Origin of the sequence: Cupriavidus sp. DF5525 (assembly GCF_040149425.2) — a bacterium.
GTDB classification, from domain to species: Bacteria; Pseudomonadota; Gammaproteobacteria; order Burkholderiales; family Burkholderiaceae; genus Cupriavidus; species Cupriavidus pickettii_A.
Genome location: NZ_CP168267.1, coordinates 203066 through 218313, shown reverse-complemented (window position 1 = coordinate 218313; position 15248 = coordinate 203066). Strand labels below are relative to the sequence as shown.

At 66.8% G+C, this 15248-nt stretch carries 14 protein-coding genes; 10 read left to right on the top strand and 4 right to left on the bottom strand.

Features of this window, described 5'->3' with window-relative positions:
* Positions 1-349 precede the first annotated feature (349 nt).
* The 4 genes from ABNX08_RS35365 to ABNX08_RS35350 all read left to right on the top strand — a co-directional run bounded on the left by ABNX08_RS35365 (position 350) and on the right by ABNX08_RS35350 (position 4474).
* A complete protein-coding gene (locus ABNX08_RS35365) occupies positions 350-1333 on the top strand; it encodes a 2-keto-3-deoxygluconate permease (RefSeq protein WP_022540042.1) in 984 nt (327 codons plus the stop codon).
* Positions 1330-2577: a D-threonate kinase gene (gene dtnK, locus ABNX08_RS35360; RefSeq protein WP_349607100.1), complete on the top strand. Its 1248-nt coding sequence runs from the start codon at positions 1330-1332 to the stop codon at positions 2575-2577. Before ABNX08_RS35365 ends, dtnK begins: the two co-directional genes overlap by 4 nt.
* Before the next feature lie 36 nt (positions 2578-2613).
* Positions 2614-3615 carry a 4-hydroxythreonine-4-phosphate dehydrogenase PdxA gene (pdxA, locus tag ABNX08_RS35355; RefSeq protein ID WP_349607099.1) on the top strand — a complete coding sequence of 334 codons (1002 nt, stop codon included), beginning with the start codon at positions 2614-2616 and terminating at the stop codon, positions 3613-3615.
* Positions 3616-3694: 79 nt separating this feature from the next.
* A complete protein-coding gene (locus ABNX08_RS35350; protein WP_022540039.1) occupies positions 3695-4474 on the top strand; it encodes a DeoR/GlpR family DNA-binding transcription regulator in 780 nt (259 codons plus the stop codon).
* A 184-nt stretch (positions 4475-4658) separates the two neighbouring features.
* Here ABNX08_RS35350 and ABNX08_RS35345 read toward each other — a convergent pair whose 3' ends face one another.
* The 3 genes from ABNX08_RS35345 to ABNX08_RS35335 all read right to left on the bottom strand — a co-directional run bounded on the left by ABNX08_RS35345 (position 4659) and on the right by ABNX08_RS35335 (position 7309).
* Positions 4659-5957, bottom strand: coding sequence for an LLM class flavin-dependent oxidoreductase (locus ABNX08_RS35345; RefSeq protein ID WP_349607098.1), 1299 nt, complete (start codon positions 5955-5957; stop codon positions 4659-4661).
* A 42-nt stretch (positions 5958-5999) separates the two neighbouring features.
* Positions 6000-6983: a tripartite tricarboxylate transporter substrate binding protein gene (locus ABNX08_RS35340; RefSeq protein WP_022540037.1), complete on the bottom strand. Its 984-nt coding sequence runs from the start codon at positions 6981-6983 to the stop codon at positions 6000-6002.
* A 197-nt stretch (positions 6984-7180) separates the two neighbouring features.
* Positions 7181-7309 (bottom strand): hypothetical protein, encoded by a 129-nt coding sequence (locus ABNX08_RS35335; RefSeq protein ID WP_349607097.1) that lies wholly within the window; start codon positions 7307-7309, stop codon positions 7181-7183.
* 221 nt (positions 7310-7530) lie between these two features.
* Here ABNX08_RS35335 and ABNX08_RS35330 point away from each other — a divergent pair, with 221 nt between their 5' ends.
* From ABNX08_RS35330 to metC, 6 genes are read left to right on the top strand one after another with little or no spacing between them, the layout of a single operon-like run.
* Complete coding sequence (locus ABNX08_RS35330) at positions 7531-8325, top strand: transporter substrate-binding domain-containing protein (protein WP_349607104.1); 795 nt, start codon at positions 7531-7533, stop codon at positions 8323-8325.
* 3 nt (positions 8326-8328) lie between these two features.
* Positions 8329-9075 (top strand): amino acid ABC transporter permease, encoded by a 747-nt coding sequence (locus ABNX08_RS35325; protein WP_349607096.1) that lies wholly within the window; start codon positions 8329-8331, stop codon positions 9073-9075.
* Positions 9065-9868 (top strand): amino acid ABC transporter permease, encoded by an 804-nt coding sequence (locus tag ABNX08_RS35320; RefSeq protein ID WP_349607095.1) that lies wholly within the window; start codon positions 9065-9067, stop codon positions 9866-9868. The genes ABNX08_RS35325 and ABNX08_RS35320 overlap by 11 nt, the downstream gene beginning before the upstream one ends.
* Positions 9855-10718 (top strand): amino acid ABC transporter ATP-binding protein, encoded by an 864-nt coding sequence (locus ABNX08_RS35315; protein ID WP_022540033.1) that lies wholly within the window; start codon positions 9855-9857, stop codon positions 10716-10718. The genes ABNX08_RS35320 and ABNX08_RS35315 overlap by 14 nt, the downstream gene beginning before the upstream one ends.
* Before the next feature lie 12 nt (positions 10719-10730).
* Positions 10731-11357, top strand: coding sequence for a cysteine dioxygenase family protein (locus ABNX08_RS35310; RefSeq protein ID WP_349607094.1), 627 nt, complete (start codon positions 10731-10733; stop codon positions 11355-11357).
* Complete coding sequence (gene metC, locus ABNX08_RS35305) at positions 11354-12535, top strand: cystathionine beta-lyase (protein ID WP_349607093.1); 1182 nt, start codon at positions 11354-11356, stop codon at positions 12533-12535. Before ABNX08_RS35310 ends, metC begins: the two co-directional genes overlap by 4 nt.
* A gap of 247 nt (positions 12536-12782) precedes the next feature.
* On the opposite strand, the gene ABNX08_RS35300 is transcribed toward metC, so the two are convergent.
* Positions 12783-15050: a rhodanese-like domain-containing protein gene (locus ABNX08_RS35300; RefSeq protein ID WP_349607092.1), complete on the bottom strand. Its 2268-nt coding sequence runs from the start codon at positions 15048-15050 to the stop codon at positions 12783-12785.
* Positions 15051-15248: the final 198 nt, after the last annotated feature.

Here is a 15248-nt window from a genome sequence, read left to right as displayed (position 1 = left end):
CTTTCTTTTGCCTACGGTCCGCACGCTCGCCCGGCGCCATGCGGCGATTCTGCTGGCAACTGGCGCGCAAGCGCCGCCTCGGCAGTAGCCGCTCCAGCAACGTGCAGCTCTTGCTACCTCAAGTTCATCCTTGTCGGCTCAACACCACTTGAGCGATATGAGCGCCGCTATTCCTCTGGGCAACAGACTCCTCGCCCGCCTCTCGCACGAATTTGACCACTTCAATCACCTTGATGATTGAAGTGGTCAAATCTAATTTGCTGATCTACACTCCTGTCAACACATGATCGATTCGATCATGTGTTTGATCGAAACATACAATGGCCGCACCCAACGGAAGGAGACAGACATGCAGATTTCCATCAAGCGCGCCGTCGAGCGCGTGCCCGGCGGCATGATGATCGTGCCGCTGCTGATCGGTTCGCTCGTTGCCACGTTCGCGCCGGAAGGGCCGAAGTTCTTCGGATCGTTCACCGGTGCGCTCTTTACCGGCGCCCTGCCCATCCTCGCGGTGTTCTATGTCTGCATGGGCGCCAGCATCAACATCAAGGCCACGCCATACATCCTCAAGAAGGGCGGCGTGCTGTTCGGCACCAAGGTCGGCACCGCCATGGTGCTGGGCGTGATCATGGGACACTTCCTGGGCGAGGCGCCAATCAGTGCCGGCATGTTCGCCGGCCTGTCGACGCTTGCCGTGGTGGCCGCGATGAACGACACCAACGGCGGCCTGTACATGGCCCTGATGGGCCAGTACGGCAAGCCTGAGGACGTGGGCGCCTACAGCATCATGTCGCTGGAGTCCGGTCCCTTCCTGACGATGGTGACGCTAGGCGTGGCCGGCCTGTCCGCGTTCCCGTGGCCGACGATGGTCGGCAGCATCCTTCCGCTGATGCTGGGCATGCTGCTGGGCAACCTGGATCGGGAGATGCGCAATTTCCTGGGCAAGGCCGTGCCGGTAATGATCCCCTTTTTCGCGCTGGCGCTCGGCGCCGGCCTGGACCTGCACAAGGTTTGGCAGGCGGGCATGCTAGGCCTCGGACTTGGCCTCGCCGTGGTGGCCGTCACCGGCTGCGCGCTTTACTTCGCGGACCGCCTCTCCGGCGGCACGGGCGTGGCAGGCGTCGCGGCCGCCAGCACCGCCGGCAATGCCGCCGCCGTGCCGACGCTGGTCGCGGCGGCCAATCCGGTCTACGCCGAATCGGCCAGGAGCGCCACGATCCTGGTGGCCGCCTGCGTGGTGGTCACCGCCGTCCTGACGCCATTGGTGACCGCCTGGGTCGCCCGCCGCGTGGCGGGCAAGGGGGCCGAGGCGGCAGTGAGGACCGCCGTATGAGCTGGCTCATCATTGCCGACGATCTTTCCGGCGCCGCCGATTGTGCGATCGGCTTCGCCATGTCGGGCGCCCGCACCGTCGTAACGCTGGAGGCGGCGCCCGCGGGCGCCGACCTGTCGCCGGCCGACGTAGTGGCTTGCGACGTCGACAGCCGCCGCATGGCGCCCAAGGAGGCGGCGGCGCGCAATCTCGAAGCCTGGCATCGCGGCCAGGGCGACAGGCGGCGGCTATACAAGAAGATCGATTCCACGTTGCGAGGCAACTGGGCTGTCGAAACCGCCGCGCTGCCGCCGCTGGCAGGCCTCGCCATCGTCGCGCCGGCCTTCCCGGCCACTGGCCGCACCACGGCCGGCGGCTGCATGTTCGTGAACGGCCAGCCGCTGGAAGACTCCGACATCTGGCGCCTGGAAGGGCTTACCGGACGTGCCGACCTTGTCGCGCTGCTGGCCGCGCAGGGGCTGCGGGCAACCCTGTTGCCACTGGATGCGGTGCGCGCGGGTGACGCGGACCTGCGGCTAACCATCGCCGGACTGGCGCGCGAAAGCGTGCAGGCCGTCGTCTGCGATGCGCAGACGGAGCAAGACCTGGCGGCGCTGGCCGCGGCCACGGCGCAGCTCGACGTCCCCGCATTCTGGGTCGGCTCGGGCGGCCTGGCTCGTGCGCTGGCTGCACAATGCCTGTTCGAGGGCGGTACGCCGCAGCCGCTGCCTGCCCCTGAGGGCGGCCCTGTCCTGACGCTGGTCGGCAGCCTCTCGGGCATCTCCGGGCGACAGGCCGCGTGCCTGCGCGAACGCACCGGGATGCCATCGATGGTGGTCCCGCCGCGGATCCTGCGCGAAGGTGCAGGCCACGCTGAGTGGGGCGCCGCGCAGCAATCGATTACCGAATGCCTGCGGGCAGGCGGCGACCTGCTGGTCAGCATTGGTCGCGACGACGCGTTCGACCCGGGCGAAGGGCCGCGCCTGAGCGCCGCGCTGGCGCAGTTGTCCCTGCCCGGTTTCCAGCATGCGCGCGGCCTGATTGCCACCGGCGGCGAGACGGCTCGGGCCATGCTCTCGGCGGCCGGCATCGGCGCCCTGACACTGCGGCGCGAAGTCGAGCCCGGTGTGCCGTTGTCCGACACGCCTGCGCTGCCCGGCGTGCCCGCGCGCCGCGTTGCTACCAAGGCCGGCGCATTCGGCTCCGAGACCGCCCTGTGGCTTGCGTGGCAGGCTATGACTGAATCCCGCGCGCCGTCAGCCTGACGGCGCGCCGCGCCACACTCGACAAGAGACACATAAATGAGCGACTACCTCCCCGTCATCGGTATCACCATGGGCGATGCCACAGGCATCGGCCCCGAAGTCATCGTCAAGAGCCTCGCGCATGACAGCGTTCGTGCGCAATGCCGCCCGCTCGTCATCGGCGACGCGCGCCGGCTGGAACTGGCCGGCCGGCTCGTCGGCTCCCCGCTTAAGGTGCGCGCCATCCAGGCCCCGGAGGAAGCGCGCTTCGAGCCCGGCACCATCGACTGCATCGACCTGGGCCTGATCCCGGAAGACCTGCCCTTCGGCAAGCTGTCCGCCGTCGCCGGCGATGCCGCCTTCCGCTACATCGAGCGCGCGGTGGCACTGACCCGCGACGAGAAGATCGATGCGATCTGCACAGCGCCGCTGAACAAGGAAGCCCTGCACGCGGGTGGTCACAAGTTTCCCGGCCATACGGAAATGCTGGCGTATCTGACCGGCACCCCAGAGGTGTCGATGATGCTGGTGGCGCCGCAGCTGCGCGTGATTCACGTCACCACGCACATCGGCCTGCTCGACGCCATCCGCAAGATCGAGCCGAGCCTGGTCCAGCGCACGATCGAGCGCGGCCATCAGACGCTGCAGCGCGCTGGCATTGCATCGCCGCGCATCGGCGTGTGCGGCATCAATCCGCACGCCGGCGAAAACGGCCTGTTCGGCCACGGCGAGGAGGAGGAAAAGATCATCCCGGCGGTCGAGGCCTTGCGCGCGCGCGGCTGGGACGTGGAAGGTCCGCTGCCCGCCGACACGCTGTTCTATCGCGCCGGCCGCGGTGACTTCGATCTGGTGGTGGCGATGTACCACGACCAGGGCCACGGGCCGGTCAAAGTGCTCGGCCTGGAGGCCGGCGTCAATATCACGGTGGGCCTGCCGGTCATCCGCACGTCGGTAGATCACGGCACCGCGTTCGACATCGCCGGCAAGGGGATCGCCGACGAACGCAGCCTGCTTGAGGCGCTGCGCCAGGGCGCCGAGCTGGCCACGCGCCGCGCCTGAGCCATCGGCGCACGCCGGGGCTGCCGGCTCCTGTAAGATCGGGGATCGTTGAGGATCCCCAATTTTGATTTCGCCAGCCATGAACGCCGCCGACCGCCGCCGCGCCATTCTCGAACTCGTGCTCTCGGGCGAGGTCGCCAATGTCGAACAGTTGACTGGCAGCCTTGGGGTTTCCGTGGCCACGGTGCGCCGCGACCTGACCGCGCTGGCCCGCGAAGGCCGCATTGTGCGGACCTACGGCGGTGCCGCCGCGCTGATGCAGGTGGGTGGCCACGAGCCCGAGGCCTCGCTCGAGGAACGCAAGTCGCTGCAGCGTGAGCAGAAGGAATCCATCGCCCGCATGGCGGCGAGCTTCGTGCAGGACGGCGACGCCGTGTTGCTCGACAGCGGCACCACCGCCGCTGCGCTGGCACGGCAGCTGGGGGCGCGCGAGGACCTCCATGTCTACACCACCAACCTGCTGGCCGTCACCGCTCTGACCGGCCTGCCCGGCATCCGCGTGACCTTGATCGGCGGCGACGTGCGTCCTTCCAGCATGGGGACCTTCGGCCCGCTGGCCCAGGTGGCGCTGTCGCGCATCAGTGTCGACAAAGCGTTCCTCGGCGCGGACGGCGTGGTCGCGGGCGTGGGATTGTGCGAAGCCAGCGCGGAGCAGGCCTACCTGAAGGAGTGCATCATCCGCCAGGCGGCAGATATCTTCGTGCTTGCCGACGCCACCAAGCTCGGCCGGGCACAGCAGCAGCACTGGACGCCGCTAGACCGCGCATGGACGCTGATCACCGACGCGGCGGCCACGGCAACGCAGTTGGAACCGTTCCAGGCATTGAAGCAGGTACGTGTGGCTGTCGCCCCAGACTGATTCCCCGGGACCGTTACATCTGCGAGCGGTGCCCGCTGATCCCGGCAGGTGGCGTGTCGCGACGCGAGTTTTAGAAGCCAGACGAGTTGCTGTTGGTTTGCAGGAGGCTTGGCTTAGCAGCGAGTGCGCTCCAGGCCGCGACGAACTGTCGCGCTCGAGCGCAACGCGCCCCAGAGCCCGCCGCTCATGAGGATGCCGTGAGGGCAGCGCCGGGCGGCACCGGCAGACCAAGATTACCGCGCAGTGTGTCAGCCTCATACTCGCGCCGGAAGGCACCGCGCGCCTGGAGGATCGGCACAACCTCGCCCGTGAAATCTTCGAAGCCACCGGGGAAGTACGCCGGCATGATGTTGAACCCGTCTGCGGCACCACTGGCGACCCAGCCTATCATGTGTTGCGCAACCTGTTCCGCAGTCCCGACCACGATCTGGTGGCCGCGGGCGCTGGCTACCAGATGATAGAGCTGGCGCAACGTCAGCCCGCGCTCCTCGGCGAGCTTCAACAGCAGCGCGCTGCGGCTGTGCACCACCTCCTCGGGCGCCAGCGGAGGCAGCGGCCTGTCGAGGTCGTAGCCCGAAACATCGACGGCCAGTTGCTCGCTCAGGATGGCCAGAGCATTGGACTGGTCGGTAAAGGACTGCAATGTTGCGAGCTTGTCGTGCGCCTCGGCTTCGGTGCGCCCGATGATCGGCATCAACCCGGGCATGATCAGGCAATGTGCCGGGTTGCGGCCCTGCCCTCTGACCTGTGCCTTCAGCCCTTGGGCAAAATCACGCGCCGCTTCCAGGTCCTGTTGGGCAGTAAACACCACCTCGGCATGGCGGGCCGCCAGCGCCTGGCCCGGTCCGGAGGAGCCGGCCTGGATCAGCACCGGATGGCCCTGCTCGCTGCCGGTGACGTTCAGCGGCCCCGCCACCGAGAAATGCCTGCCCTGATGACTAAGCGCATGCATTTTCGCCACATCGACATAGATGCCAGCCCGCTTGTCCTGCACATAGGGATTGCCATCCCATGAGCGCCACAGACCCTTGACCACCGTGACGAACTCATCGGCAATCTCATAGCGCTGGGCATGATCCGGGTGCCGGCTGCGGCTGAAGTTGACCGAGCCGTCGGCAAAGGTGGTGACGATATTCCAGGCGGCGCGGCCGCGCGACAGCTTGTCGACGGTGGCCAACGTGCGCGCCAGGTTAAACGGCTCGCTGTACGTAGTCGATGCAGTACCGGCCAGGCCGATATGCGAGGTCACCATCGACAATGCCGCCAGCATCGCCAGCGGGTCCGGGCGCGTGATCATCGACGGGTGCGCGTCGGCGGATGTGATCAGACGGTCGCCGAAGAACACCATGTCGAATTTTGCGCGCTCGGCCGCCTGCGCCATGCGCACCACCAAGTCGATGTTTTCAGTGCCGGATTCAGCGTCGAGATAGCGCCAGCCGGCGGCGTGGTGGCCGGCGGCTAGCAGGAACAGGCCAAGCTTCATGGGGAAACGCTAGGATGAATAGACAACAGGAATGGCAGGCGCTTAGTTGGGTTGCAGCGCGCCGTCCTTGACCACGCGCGCTGCAATGTCGTGGACCTGGCGAATCCGTTGCGAGGCCTGCTCCGGCGTCAGCGGCTGCACGTCCACCTGCACGCGGTTGAGTGCAGCGATGGTGTCGGGTTCCTTCAGAATCTCGCCAATCAGGCGGCGCAATTGGACCAGCACCTCCGGCGCCACGCCCTTGGGCGCACTGATAAAGAAGGCACCGGCCAGCGCGTCTTCCCAGCCCTTGACGCCGGCTTCGCGGATCGACGGCACATTCGGCAGCCCCTGTGCCTTGGCGCCCCCGAAGTAAGCCAGCGCGCGAAGCTTGCCGGCCTTGATGTACGACGCGCTCAGCGGATCGAAGACGATATCGACGTGGCCGGCCACCACATCAGCCACCGCTGGCGCACTGCCTTTGTACGGGACATGGCGGATGTCGATATTCGCAACGCGCTTGAGCAGTTCGCCCGCAAGATGGCCGGGCGTGCCGTTGCCCGAGCTGGAGTACGTCAGCGTGCCGGGATGGGCGCGCGCGTAAGCGATCAGCTGCAGCAGCGTTTGCGCTGGCACCGCCGGGTTGACCGCCACGGTTGCCAGCGAGTTACCGATATAGGAGACCGGAACCAGGTCGGTGAACGGGTCGAACTTCACCTGCATCAGCTGCGGGGCGATGGCCAGATTCCCGATCGAGGTGCTGAGCAGCGTGTAGCCGTCTGGCGCAGCCGCCGCGACAAAGCCCGCGCCCAGCGTCCCACCGGCACCGGGCTTGTATTCGATCACCACCGGCTGCCCGGTCTTCTCGGAAAGCCGCTTGGTAATGATTCGCGCGACGTTGTCGTTCGTGCCACCCGGCGTGTACGGCACCACATAAGTAATGGGTTTTTGCGGGAAGCTCGACTCGGCATAGACGGGGGCCACGGAGAAAGCGACCAGAAGAGAGGCGAAGGCGCGGGGCCAGGCGGGGAGCTTTAGGGAAGGCATGGGTATCGTCGGTGCTTCGGCCGCCATGTATCGGATCGCTGTTGGGGGACGGCCAGCCGGCATCGTACGGTGAGGCATCGTGCCGGCGAACTGCCGATTTTGCATGTGCATAGACGCAGCGATCGCATATCGGCATGCGCAAAGCTTCGCTCGCGTTGCGCGAAGCCCTGGTTGAGTGCGGCTCGGCGCGCACCGGGTCAGAGGGATCGCCAAGCCCTGTACTTGGCCTGGATGAACTTGCGCATTCCTCGGACTGCCAGGCCGTCACCCATCGCGGACACCCACAGCGCATTCTTGTCCGACTCGCGCACGGCGATCACGTCCATATACGGGTTTGCGCACGCACCACCGAGGCGCACTCGAAGAGCGCCAGCAACGGCCTCACAGGATAGGGAACGCGACGCCACGCTGGAGCGAAAGAAACCCATATCGATATCCGCAAGCCTTCGTTGGACCGGCGCCCCTGCCGCGCTAGCATCGTTCCTCCTTTCCGGCTCCCTACTTCGCCTTCATGTCTATTACCGTCCCACGCCGCCTGCTTGCCACGATGGCACTTTCCGTCATCGGCCTGAACACCGCCTGGGCAGACGCCACGCTCGATCGCATTAAGCAGCGGGGCAAAGTCACCATCGGCGTGGCCGCCAGCGGCGGCCCGTTCGGCTCGATCGATCCCGCCACGCAACAGCTCGTTGGCTGGAACCCCGAACTGGCACGCGACCTCGCCAAGCGCATCGGTGCGGAGGTCGAGCTGGTCCATGTGCAGCCTTCCAACCGCGTGCAGTTCCTGCAGCAGGGCAAGGTCGACCTGCTTATCGCGTCGATGGAACTGAACCCTGAGCGCGCCGAGCTGCTCAGCTACGCGCCGACGCCGTTCTACCGCGTCGGCGGCACCGCCGCCGTGCTCAAGCGCACCGGTATCCGCCAGTGGGAGGACCTGCGCGGCAAGCCGGTGTGTGCCTCGCAGGGCAGCAGCTATATCAAGCCCTTGCAAGACCAGTACGGCGCGCAGGTGCGCGGTTACAAGACCGCCGCGGAATCGCTGCTGGCATTCCGCGGCGGCCAGTGCGTGGCGGCCGTGCATGACGCCACGCTCATCCACCCGCTGTTGCGCAGCAACCCGGAGTGGGCCGACTACGCTGCCCCGATCGCCGCCGAGATTCTGCCCGCACCGTCGGTGGTGTGGGCCCGCAAGGGCGAAACCGACATTATCGCGGTGGTCGACAAGGTGGTGCAGGAATGGCACCGCTCAGGCTGGCTGATTTCCACTGAGAAGCGCCTGGGCATAACGCCACCGCAGCCGGTATTGGTGGAGTTGCAGTCGCGTTTCAAGAATCCCTCCTGAGGCATGACCGAACATTGGTTACCCGGACTGATTGCTGCACTCAAGGCACTGGGATTGAACTACGCCTTCGTGCTCGACCCAGGCGAGCGCGCCGCGTTCCTGCGCGGGTTGGTCGTCACGCTGCAACTTTGCCTGCTCACCATTCCATGCAGCCTACTGGCCGGCGTGGTCATTGCGGCGATGCTGACCAGTGGCCAGCGAGCTCTGGTAGCACCGGCGCGCGTCTTCGTAGAACTGACGCGCAACACGCCCACGCTGGTCCAGCTCTACTGCGCCTTCCTGGTACTGAACATGCTGATCACCCAGCACCTGGACAGCCGCGGCGTGGGCAACCCGCTCACGCCCTTTTTCTGGGTGGTGCTGGTGGTCGGGCTGCATAAGGCGGTATTTCACGCGGAGGCACTGCGCGCCGGCATCGAGGCGGTGCCGCGCGTGACGCTGGAAGCGGCACGCTCCCTGGGCTTCTCGCGGCGCCAGTTGCTGTGGCGCGTCGAGTTGCCGCTGGCGGTGCGCTTTGCGTTGCCCGCGCTGGTCAACAACCTGGTCGACCTGGTGAAGATGACCGCGGTCGCGTCGGCGATCGCGGTGGGCGACGTCACCTACGAATCCATCATGATCTGGACCCAGCGGGACAACGTGCTGGAACTGCTGTTGCTGATCCTTGCCTGGTTTGGCTTGCTGACCTGGCTGGTCGGCAAGGCCGGCCGATGGCTCGAAGCTCGCTTAGGGATGCCCGGTTATGGCCAGTGACACCGCCCTGCATGACGGCCGCGGCCGATCCCAAGCATGGCTGCGCGGGCCTTGGGCGCTGATCCTTGGCACCTTGCTGCTGGTGCTGGTTTGCTGGACGCTCGTGGTTCCACCGCCGGCTGCACTGCGCAGCCTGTGGACCTGGACCCCCGCGCTGCTGCGCGGCTTGTGGGCAAACATCCAGATCAGCGTGCTGGCGATGGCACTGGGCACCGCCGTGGGCCTGGTGATCGGCGCGCTGCTGCTGACGCCGAATCGGGTGCTGCGCGGCGCCGCAGGTCTCTGGGTCCAGGCCTTTCGCAATGCGCCAGTACTGGTGCTGGTCTATTTCACCACCTATGTATTTCCGTTCGAGCTTGCGCTGCTACGCTGGACCGTGCCGTTCCCGGACTGGGTCAAGGTGGTGCTCGGGCTGGCGCTGCCCGCCAGCGCCAACGTGGCCGAGATCTTCCGCGGTGCCATCCAGTCTATTCCCAGCGCGCAATGGGAAGCCGCGCAGTCGCTCGCGTTGCGGCGCCGCCAGGTGTTCCGCCTGATCGTGCTGCCGCAGTGCCTGCGGCGCATGCTGCCGCCATGGATGAACCTCTACGCCAGCATCACCATGAGCACGTCTCTGGCCTCCCTGGTAGGCGTGCACGACGTGGTCGACACCGCGCAAGTGGCCAGCAACACCGTGGCACGCACCGACTTCACGATCCTGGTCTATTTCACCTTGCTGGTCCTCTTTTTTGCCTATTGCTACCCGATCGCGCGTGCGACCCGCGCGCTGGAGCGCCGCCATGAACGCCACTGAATCGTTTCTGCGCAGCGATGCGCACGCGCCCGACATCCATGCCACCGCCCCGCTGGTACGCCTGCGCGACGTGCACCTACGCTTCGGCGACAACGCCGTGCTCAATGGCATCGACCTCGACGTGCGGCGCGGCGAGGCCGTTACCATCATCGGGCCGTCCGGGTCCGGGAAGAGCACGATCCTGCGTTGCATCACCGGCCTGCTGCGGCCACAGCGCGGCGAGATCCGCGTGGGCGACACCGATGTGCCAGCGCTGCGCAGCGAAAGCGAGCTGATCGCGCTGCGCAAGCGAGTGGGCTTTGTCTTCCAGCAATACAACCTGTTCCCGCACCTGACGGTGCTGCAGAACCTGGTAATTGCTCCCACCCGCGTCATCGGCCGGCCACGCGCCGACGCCGAGCGCGACGCGCATGCGCTGCTGGCGCGCGTGGGGCTGTCGGCAAAGGCCGGCGCCTACCCCGGGGAACTGTCCGGCGGCCAGCAGCAGCGCGTTGCCATCGCCCGCGCGCTGGCGATGCAGCCCGAGCTTATCCTGTTCGACGAGGTCACCTCCGCACTCGATCCCGAGACCGTCGGCGAGGTGTTAACCGTGATCCGCGAACTGGTGCAGGACGGCATGACCTGCGTGCTGGTCACGCACGAGATGCGATTCGCGGCCGAGATCAGCGACCGGATCTATTTCACCGAGGCAGGCCGGATCGTCGAGCACGGCCCCGCCGAACAGATCTTCGGCCAACCGACGCACGAGCGCACGCGCGCCTTCCTGCGCCGCGCGCTGGGCGCCGTAGCGCGCCTGCCGGCGGGCTTCGATGCCGCGTTCTCTCCCGCCCCATCCCCACTCGCCCATTGAAGGACGGACACCATGAGCCAATCCACACCACAAGAACGCCAGTCCGCGCGCCGCCAGGCGATTGCCGAGGCCCTGACGGAGATCCGCCGTCTCGCCGGCGCCCAGCCCGACCGTGAGACACTGGCATCGATTTCCACGCGGCTGCAGGCGCTGGCCTCGCAGCGCACGCTGTTCACACATGAAGACTTTCCACCGCCCTCAGCCGCCGAAGGCAGCGGCGCCTCTACGCGCTATCGCCTGAACCCGGCCGACGGCGACGACGGCATCGCCCTGTACCTGAATGCCATCAACCCCGGCAAGACCACGATCCCGCACAACCACGACACCTGGGCCGTGATCGTCGCCGTGGAAGGCCGCGAGCACAACCGCGTCTACCGGCGCACCGACAACGGCCAGGAGCCCGGCGTCGCCCGTCTCGAGCTGGTGCAGGAGCTAACGGTCGAGCCAGGTACGTCGATCGCCTTCCTGCCCGATGACATCCACAGCATCCACGTGCTCGGCGATACCCCGACGCTGCACTTCCATCTCTATGGGCGACCGCTGGAAACTCTGACCGGACGCTACGGTGTGCGGTTGGAGACCGGCGAAATCGTGAACTATAACGCCACCCAAATGCAGCCCAGCAAGGTGGCGGCATGAGCGTGGACGGCAAGCACACTCGACTGCTCCACGCCGGCGCGCCGTCGCTGCGCGATGGCGCCGGACCGGTCAACGTACCCGTGGTCCGGACCAGCACCGTGCGCTTCGCGAGCAACGCCGAGCTGGACGATCGCCACCATCGCCGCGCGGCCGGCGAGCGCGTGGCTTCGTATGGGCGGCATGGCCTGGATACCCACCAGGCGTTGGAAGACGCGCTGTGCACGCTCGAAGGCGGCCATCGCGCCTTCCTCGCACCTTCCGGTCTGTCCGCGATCACGCTGGTGCTGGTGGGACTGCTCGGGCCGGGCGATCATGCGCTAGTCTCGGACAGCGTCTACTCCCCGCTGAGGCGCGTGGACAAGACGCTGCTACAGCGGCTGGGCATCACGCTGCAATACTTTTCACCCGGTCGCGACGATCTCGCTGCATTGATCCAGCCGCAGACCAAGCTGGTCTACCTGGAATCCCCAAGCTCACTGCTGTATGAAGTGCTGGACCTGCCCCGGCTGGCCGGCATCGCGCGCGAACATGACATCCCGGTCGCCGTGGACAACACCTGGAGCGGCGGCTGGTTCCTGCAACCGCTAACGCTGGGCGCCAACGTCTCGATCCAGGCGTCGACCAAGTACATTGCCGGCCATTCCGATGTGATGCAGGGCGCGGTGATTGTCGACAGCGCGGCATTGGCCGAGCGAATCGCTACGGCGCATGAAGCGCTGGGCCTGACCATCGGTGCCGACGACGCCTACCTGGCATTGCGCGGCCTGCGTACCTTGCCAGTGCGGCTGGCCCAGCATCAGCGCAATGCTACGGAAATTGCGAAGTGGCTGCAGACGCAGCCGCAGGTGGAACGTGTGTTTTATCCGGCGCTGCCGGATGACCCCGGCCATGCGCTGTGGCAGCGGGATTTCAGTGGCGCCAGCGGGCTCGTGTCATTTACGCTGCGCCATGCCGATAGCAAGGCCGCCGCGGCCTTTGTCGACGCGCTGCGACTGTTTGCGCTGGGGGCGTCATGGGGCGGTTATGAGAGCCTTGCGCTGGTTGCCGCGCCGGAACGGCTGCGCGAGCATAGCGCATGGCAGGGGAACGAGCCGGTGGTGCGACTGCATGTCGGCCTGGAGGATCCGCAGGATCTGATTGTGGATCTGGATCAGGCATTTCACCGGGTTATCGTTTGATGGCGAGGGGCCGGACAGTGTCCGGACTCCTGAACCGGTCAGCTGATGCTGTCGGTTTGTGCGCCCACGCCCTTCCGATGAATGAAGTCGGGAGAAGGCTTGCGCAAGCATACCGACGCGCTTCATGCTCCGCCCCTCTCCTCCGCCCCTCTCCCCCACGTCGGTAGAGGGGATGCTCGCAAGGATTCCTGGCTTGTAGCAGGAGCGGCTTAAGGACGCAGCGCCAGCTGCGTCCAGTGCCCGCGACCTATGACCTCGACTGCTCGCCGACAACCGGCACGTCGGCAGTGTTCGCGTCCGGCACCAACCGGATGCCAATATCACCCTCACGCTCAAGCTGCGCCACCAGACCCACCTCCCAGTCCAGGTAGGCCTGGAAGCCGGCATTGCGCTGCGCGATATCGCTATGCTGGTAAGGACTGAACCAGTAGTCATCGTCCCCGGTCAGCACACCTTGCGCCCCGCTGCCAGTGGCCAGACCCGCCGCCACCCATGCCTGGGTACCGCCAGCCAGCGCTCTGACATCGCGTCCACTGCGGGCCGCAAGCTCCGCCGCCACCGTACGCGCCAGGACGCCGTCTGACGACGTCACCAGCACCGTCTCCTTCGGCGACAGGCCGTCAAGGATTGACTCAAGCTTGCCCGGCACGGCAAACTGCGCGCCAGCGATGTGGCGCTTCTCATAACTGGTGCGGCGTTCGACATCGAAGATATGTGCCAGCCCTGCCTTGAGCAGCGAATCGGCTTGCAAGGCCGACACCTGTCGCGCCGCCGGTCGCGACGACAATACGCGGACCGGTTCCGGCCCCGTGTCGAGCGCGGCGTGCGGCGGCGGCGCGTACACGAACACGTCATGCGCGCCGAGCTGCGCCAGCCATGCAGCAGTGGTCAGCGCGCGCACGCCATCCCAGTCGGCCAGGACCACGCGCGCATGGCGCGTGGCCGCGTACTCGTCGGTAGCCTGGACCAGCTGGCCACCGGGTGCCCAGCGCCAGCCCGGCAGGTGGCCAGCCTCGTATTCCGCGCGGGTGCGCACATCGAAGCGATACAAGGTACGTTCGCCCGCTTCTGCCTCGAAGCGCTGTAGCGTATCCGCATCGATGCGGCGCACGCCGGCGCGCGCGGCCACGCCTTCGGCGCGGGTGCGAGCTGTGGCGCGTGCCGCCTCGCTTGGCTCCGGCAGCGGGGTATGGCGGCCTGTGGCGAGCGCGCGGCCGGCAAGCAGCCACGCCATGGTGCCGTCCTTGAGCGAGACAACGCGGTTCGGCAGGCCGGCATCGATCAGCGTCTGGGCGCCAACGATGCTGCGCGTGCGGCCGGCGCAGTTGACGACCACCAGCGTCTCGGCACGCGGAACCAGTTCCTCGATCCGGTACACCAGCTCCGCGCCCGGCAGGCTGTGCGCGAAGGGCAGACTGAAATCGGCAAATTCTTCGGTGGTGCGGCTGTCGACGACGACGATGTCGTCGCCGCGCCCGATGCGCTGCTGCAGTTCATCGGCGCTGATCCAAGGCGTGTGCTTGCGGTGTTCGATGACTTCACCGAACGCCTTGCTGGGAACATTGCTGCCGCTGAAAACCTCGAAGCCCGCCTCGGCCCATCCCGCCACGCCGCCGGCGAGGACCGACACATTGCGCCAGCCAAGGCGCACCAGCTTGGCGGCCGCCTCATGCGCCAGGCCCTCACGCTCCTCGCCATTGTCGGCCAGGACGATGCGCGCGTTGCGCCGCGGCACCAGACGGTCGATCAGCAGTTCCAGGCGCCACAGTGGCGCCGATGCCGCGCGCAGCAAGTGGCCGCGTACGAAGACACCAGTCTCGCGTACGTCCAGCAACGCAATTTCCTCACCGTCCGCGAGGGCGGCATTGAGCGCCACCGGATCGATCAGCGCGTGGGCGATGCGTTCTGGCGGCCCGAAATGGCGGAAACTCCCGCCCGCTGTGCTCTCGAACACCACGCGTTCGTTCAGCCGGTCCAGCGCCAGTCCATAGAAATGCAGGTGCAGCCCGTGCTCGCTGCCGGTCAGTTCGATGGTGTGCACGTCCTCTGGCAGCAGCGTAACCGACGTGCCCGCGACCACGTCGCTGCTGCCGGTCTCGACCAGCTTGTTGCGGGCCGGATTGGCCGTCGGCTCGCGCCGGTAGAAGACGTTGCGCTCGCTGCCGCGGATCCCGGCAATGATGGCCCAGGTGGTGTGGTCGTGCGGCGGCTGCGCCTTGCCCGGCAAGCCGGCCGACACGTACAACGCATAGCGCCCGTCCAGGTCTTCCGCCAAGCGATATACCTGCGCCGGGTTGTCGGGTGTCACCGGGAAGTGTGCCTGCGGGAACAGGTCTTGCTGCAGGCCCAGGCGCTCCAGCGCGCCTGCGACCGCTTGCAGCGTCTCGCGATCGCGCCGCGGCGCGCTGTCCAGCAGGCGCCTGGCTTCGTTGAGGAAGGCGGCCACGGCCGCGTGGCGCCGGCTGGCAACAGCGTTGCCCGGCACCGCGGATGGGGATAGGTTCTGTTGGGTCATGCGGTGACTGTAACGCCGCCCTCGAGCGCTGCAAAAGAAGGCTTCCAAGGATCGACATGCAATTCAGCGCGAGCCGCATCAACGCATATCCATAGGCTCAAAGATTCGTTGGTGCGGCGCGCCCGGCTTCTTATGCTGGTGTCCCGAGCAGGCCCCAGCGCAAACTTGCGCCAGGCGGCCTGCCTGCTTCCCATTCCA

Excerpts from the sequence above, each read along its gene's own strand:
- ABNX08_RS35310 (WP_349607094.1), top strand. The coding sequence starts at position 10,731 with ATGAGCCAATCCACACCACAAGAACGCCAGTCCGCGCGCCGCCAGGCG.
- ABNX08_RS35315 (WP_022540033.1), top strand. The coding sequence starts at position 9,855 with ATGAACGCCACTGAATCGTTTCTGCGCAGCGATGCGCACGCGCCCGAC.
- pdxA (WP_349607099.1), top strand. The coding sequence starts at position 2,614 with ATGAGCGACTACCTCCCCGTCATCGGTATCACCATGGGCGATGCCACA.
- ABNX08_RS35325 (WP_349607096.1), top strand. The coding sequence starts at position 8,329 with ATGACCGAACATTGGTTACCCGGACTGATTGCTGCACTCAAGGCACTG.
- ABNX08_RS35335 (WP_349607097.1), bottom strand. The coding sequence starts at position 7,309 with ATGGACGTGATCGCCGTGCGCGAGTCGGACAAGAATGCGCTGTGGGTG.
- ABNX08_RS35345 (WP_349607098.1), bottom strand. The coding sequence starts at position 5,957 with ATGAAGCTTGGCCTGTTCCTGCTAGCCGCCGGCCACCACGCCGCCGGC.
- dtnK (WP_349607100.1), top strand. The coding sequence starts at position 1,330 with ATGAGCTGGCTCATCATTGCCGACGATCTTTCCGGCGCCGCCGATTGT.
- ABNX08_RS35340 (WP_022540037.1), bottom strand. The coding sequence starts at position 6,983 with ATGCCTTCCCTAAAGCTCCCCGCCTGGCCCCGCGCCTTCGCCTCTCTT.
- ABNX08_RS35320 (WP_349607095.1), top strand. The coding sequence starts at position 9,065 with ATGGCCAGTGACACCGCCCTGCATGACGGCCGCGGCCGATCCCAAGCA.
- ABNX08_RS35300 (WP_349607092.1), bottom strand. The coding sequence starts at position 15,050 with ATGACCCAACAGAACCTATCCCCATCCGCGGTGCCGGGCAACGCTGTT.
- metC (WP_349607093.1), top strand. The coding sequence starts at position 11,354 with ATGAGCGTGGACGGCAAGCACACTCGACTGCTCCACGCCGGCGCGCCG.
- ABNX08_RS35330 (WP_349607104.1), top strand. The coding sequence starts at position 7,531 with ATGGCACTTTCCGTCATCGGCCTGAACACCGCCTGGGCAGACGCCACG.
- ABNX08_RS35350 (WP_022540039.1), top strand. The coding sequence starts at position 3,695 with ATGAACGCCGCCGACCGCCGCCGCGCCATTCTCGAACTCGTGCTCTCG.
- ABNX08_RS35365 (WP_022540042.1), top strand. The coding sequence starts at position 350 with ATGCAGATTTCCATCAAGCGCGCCGTCGAGCGCGTGCCCGGCGGCATG.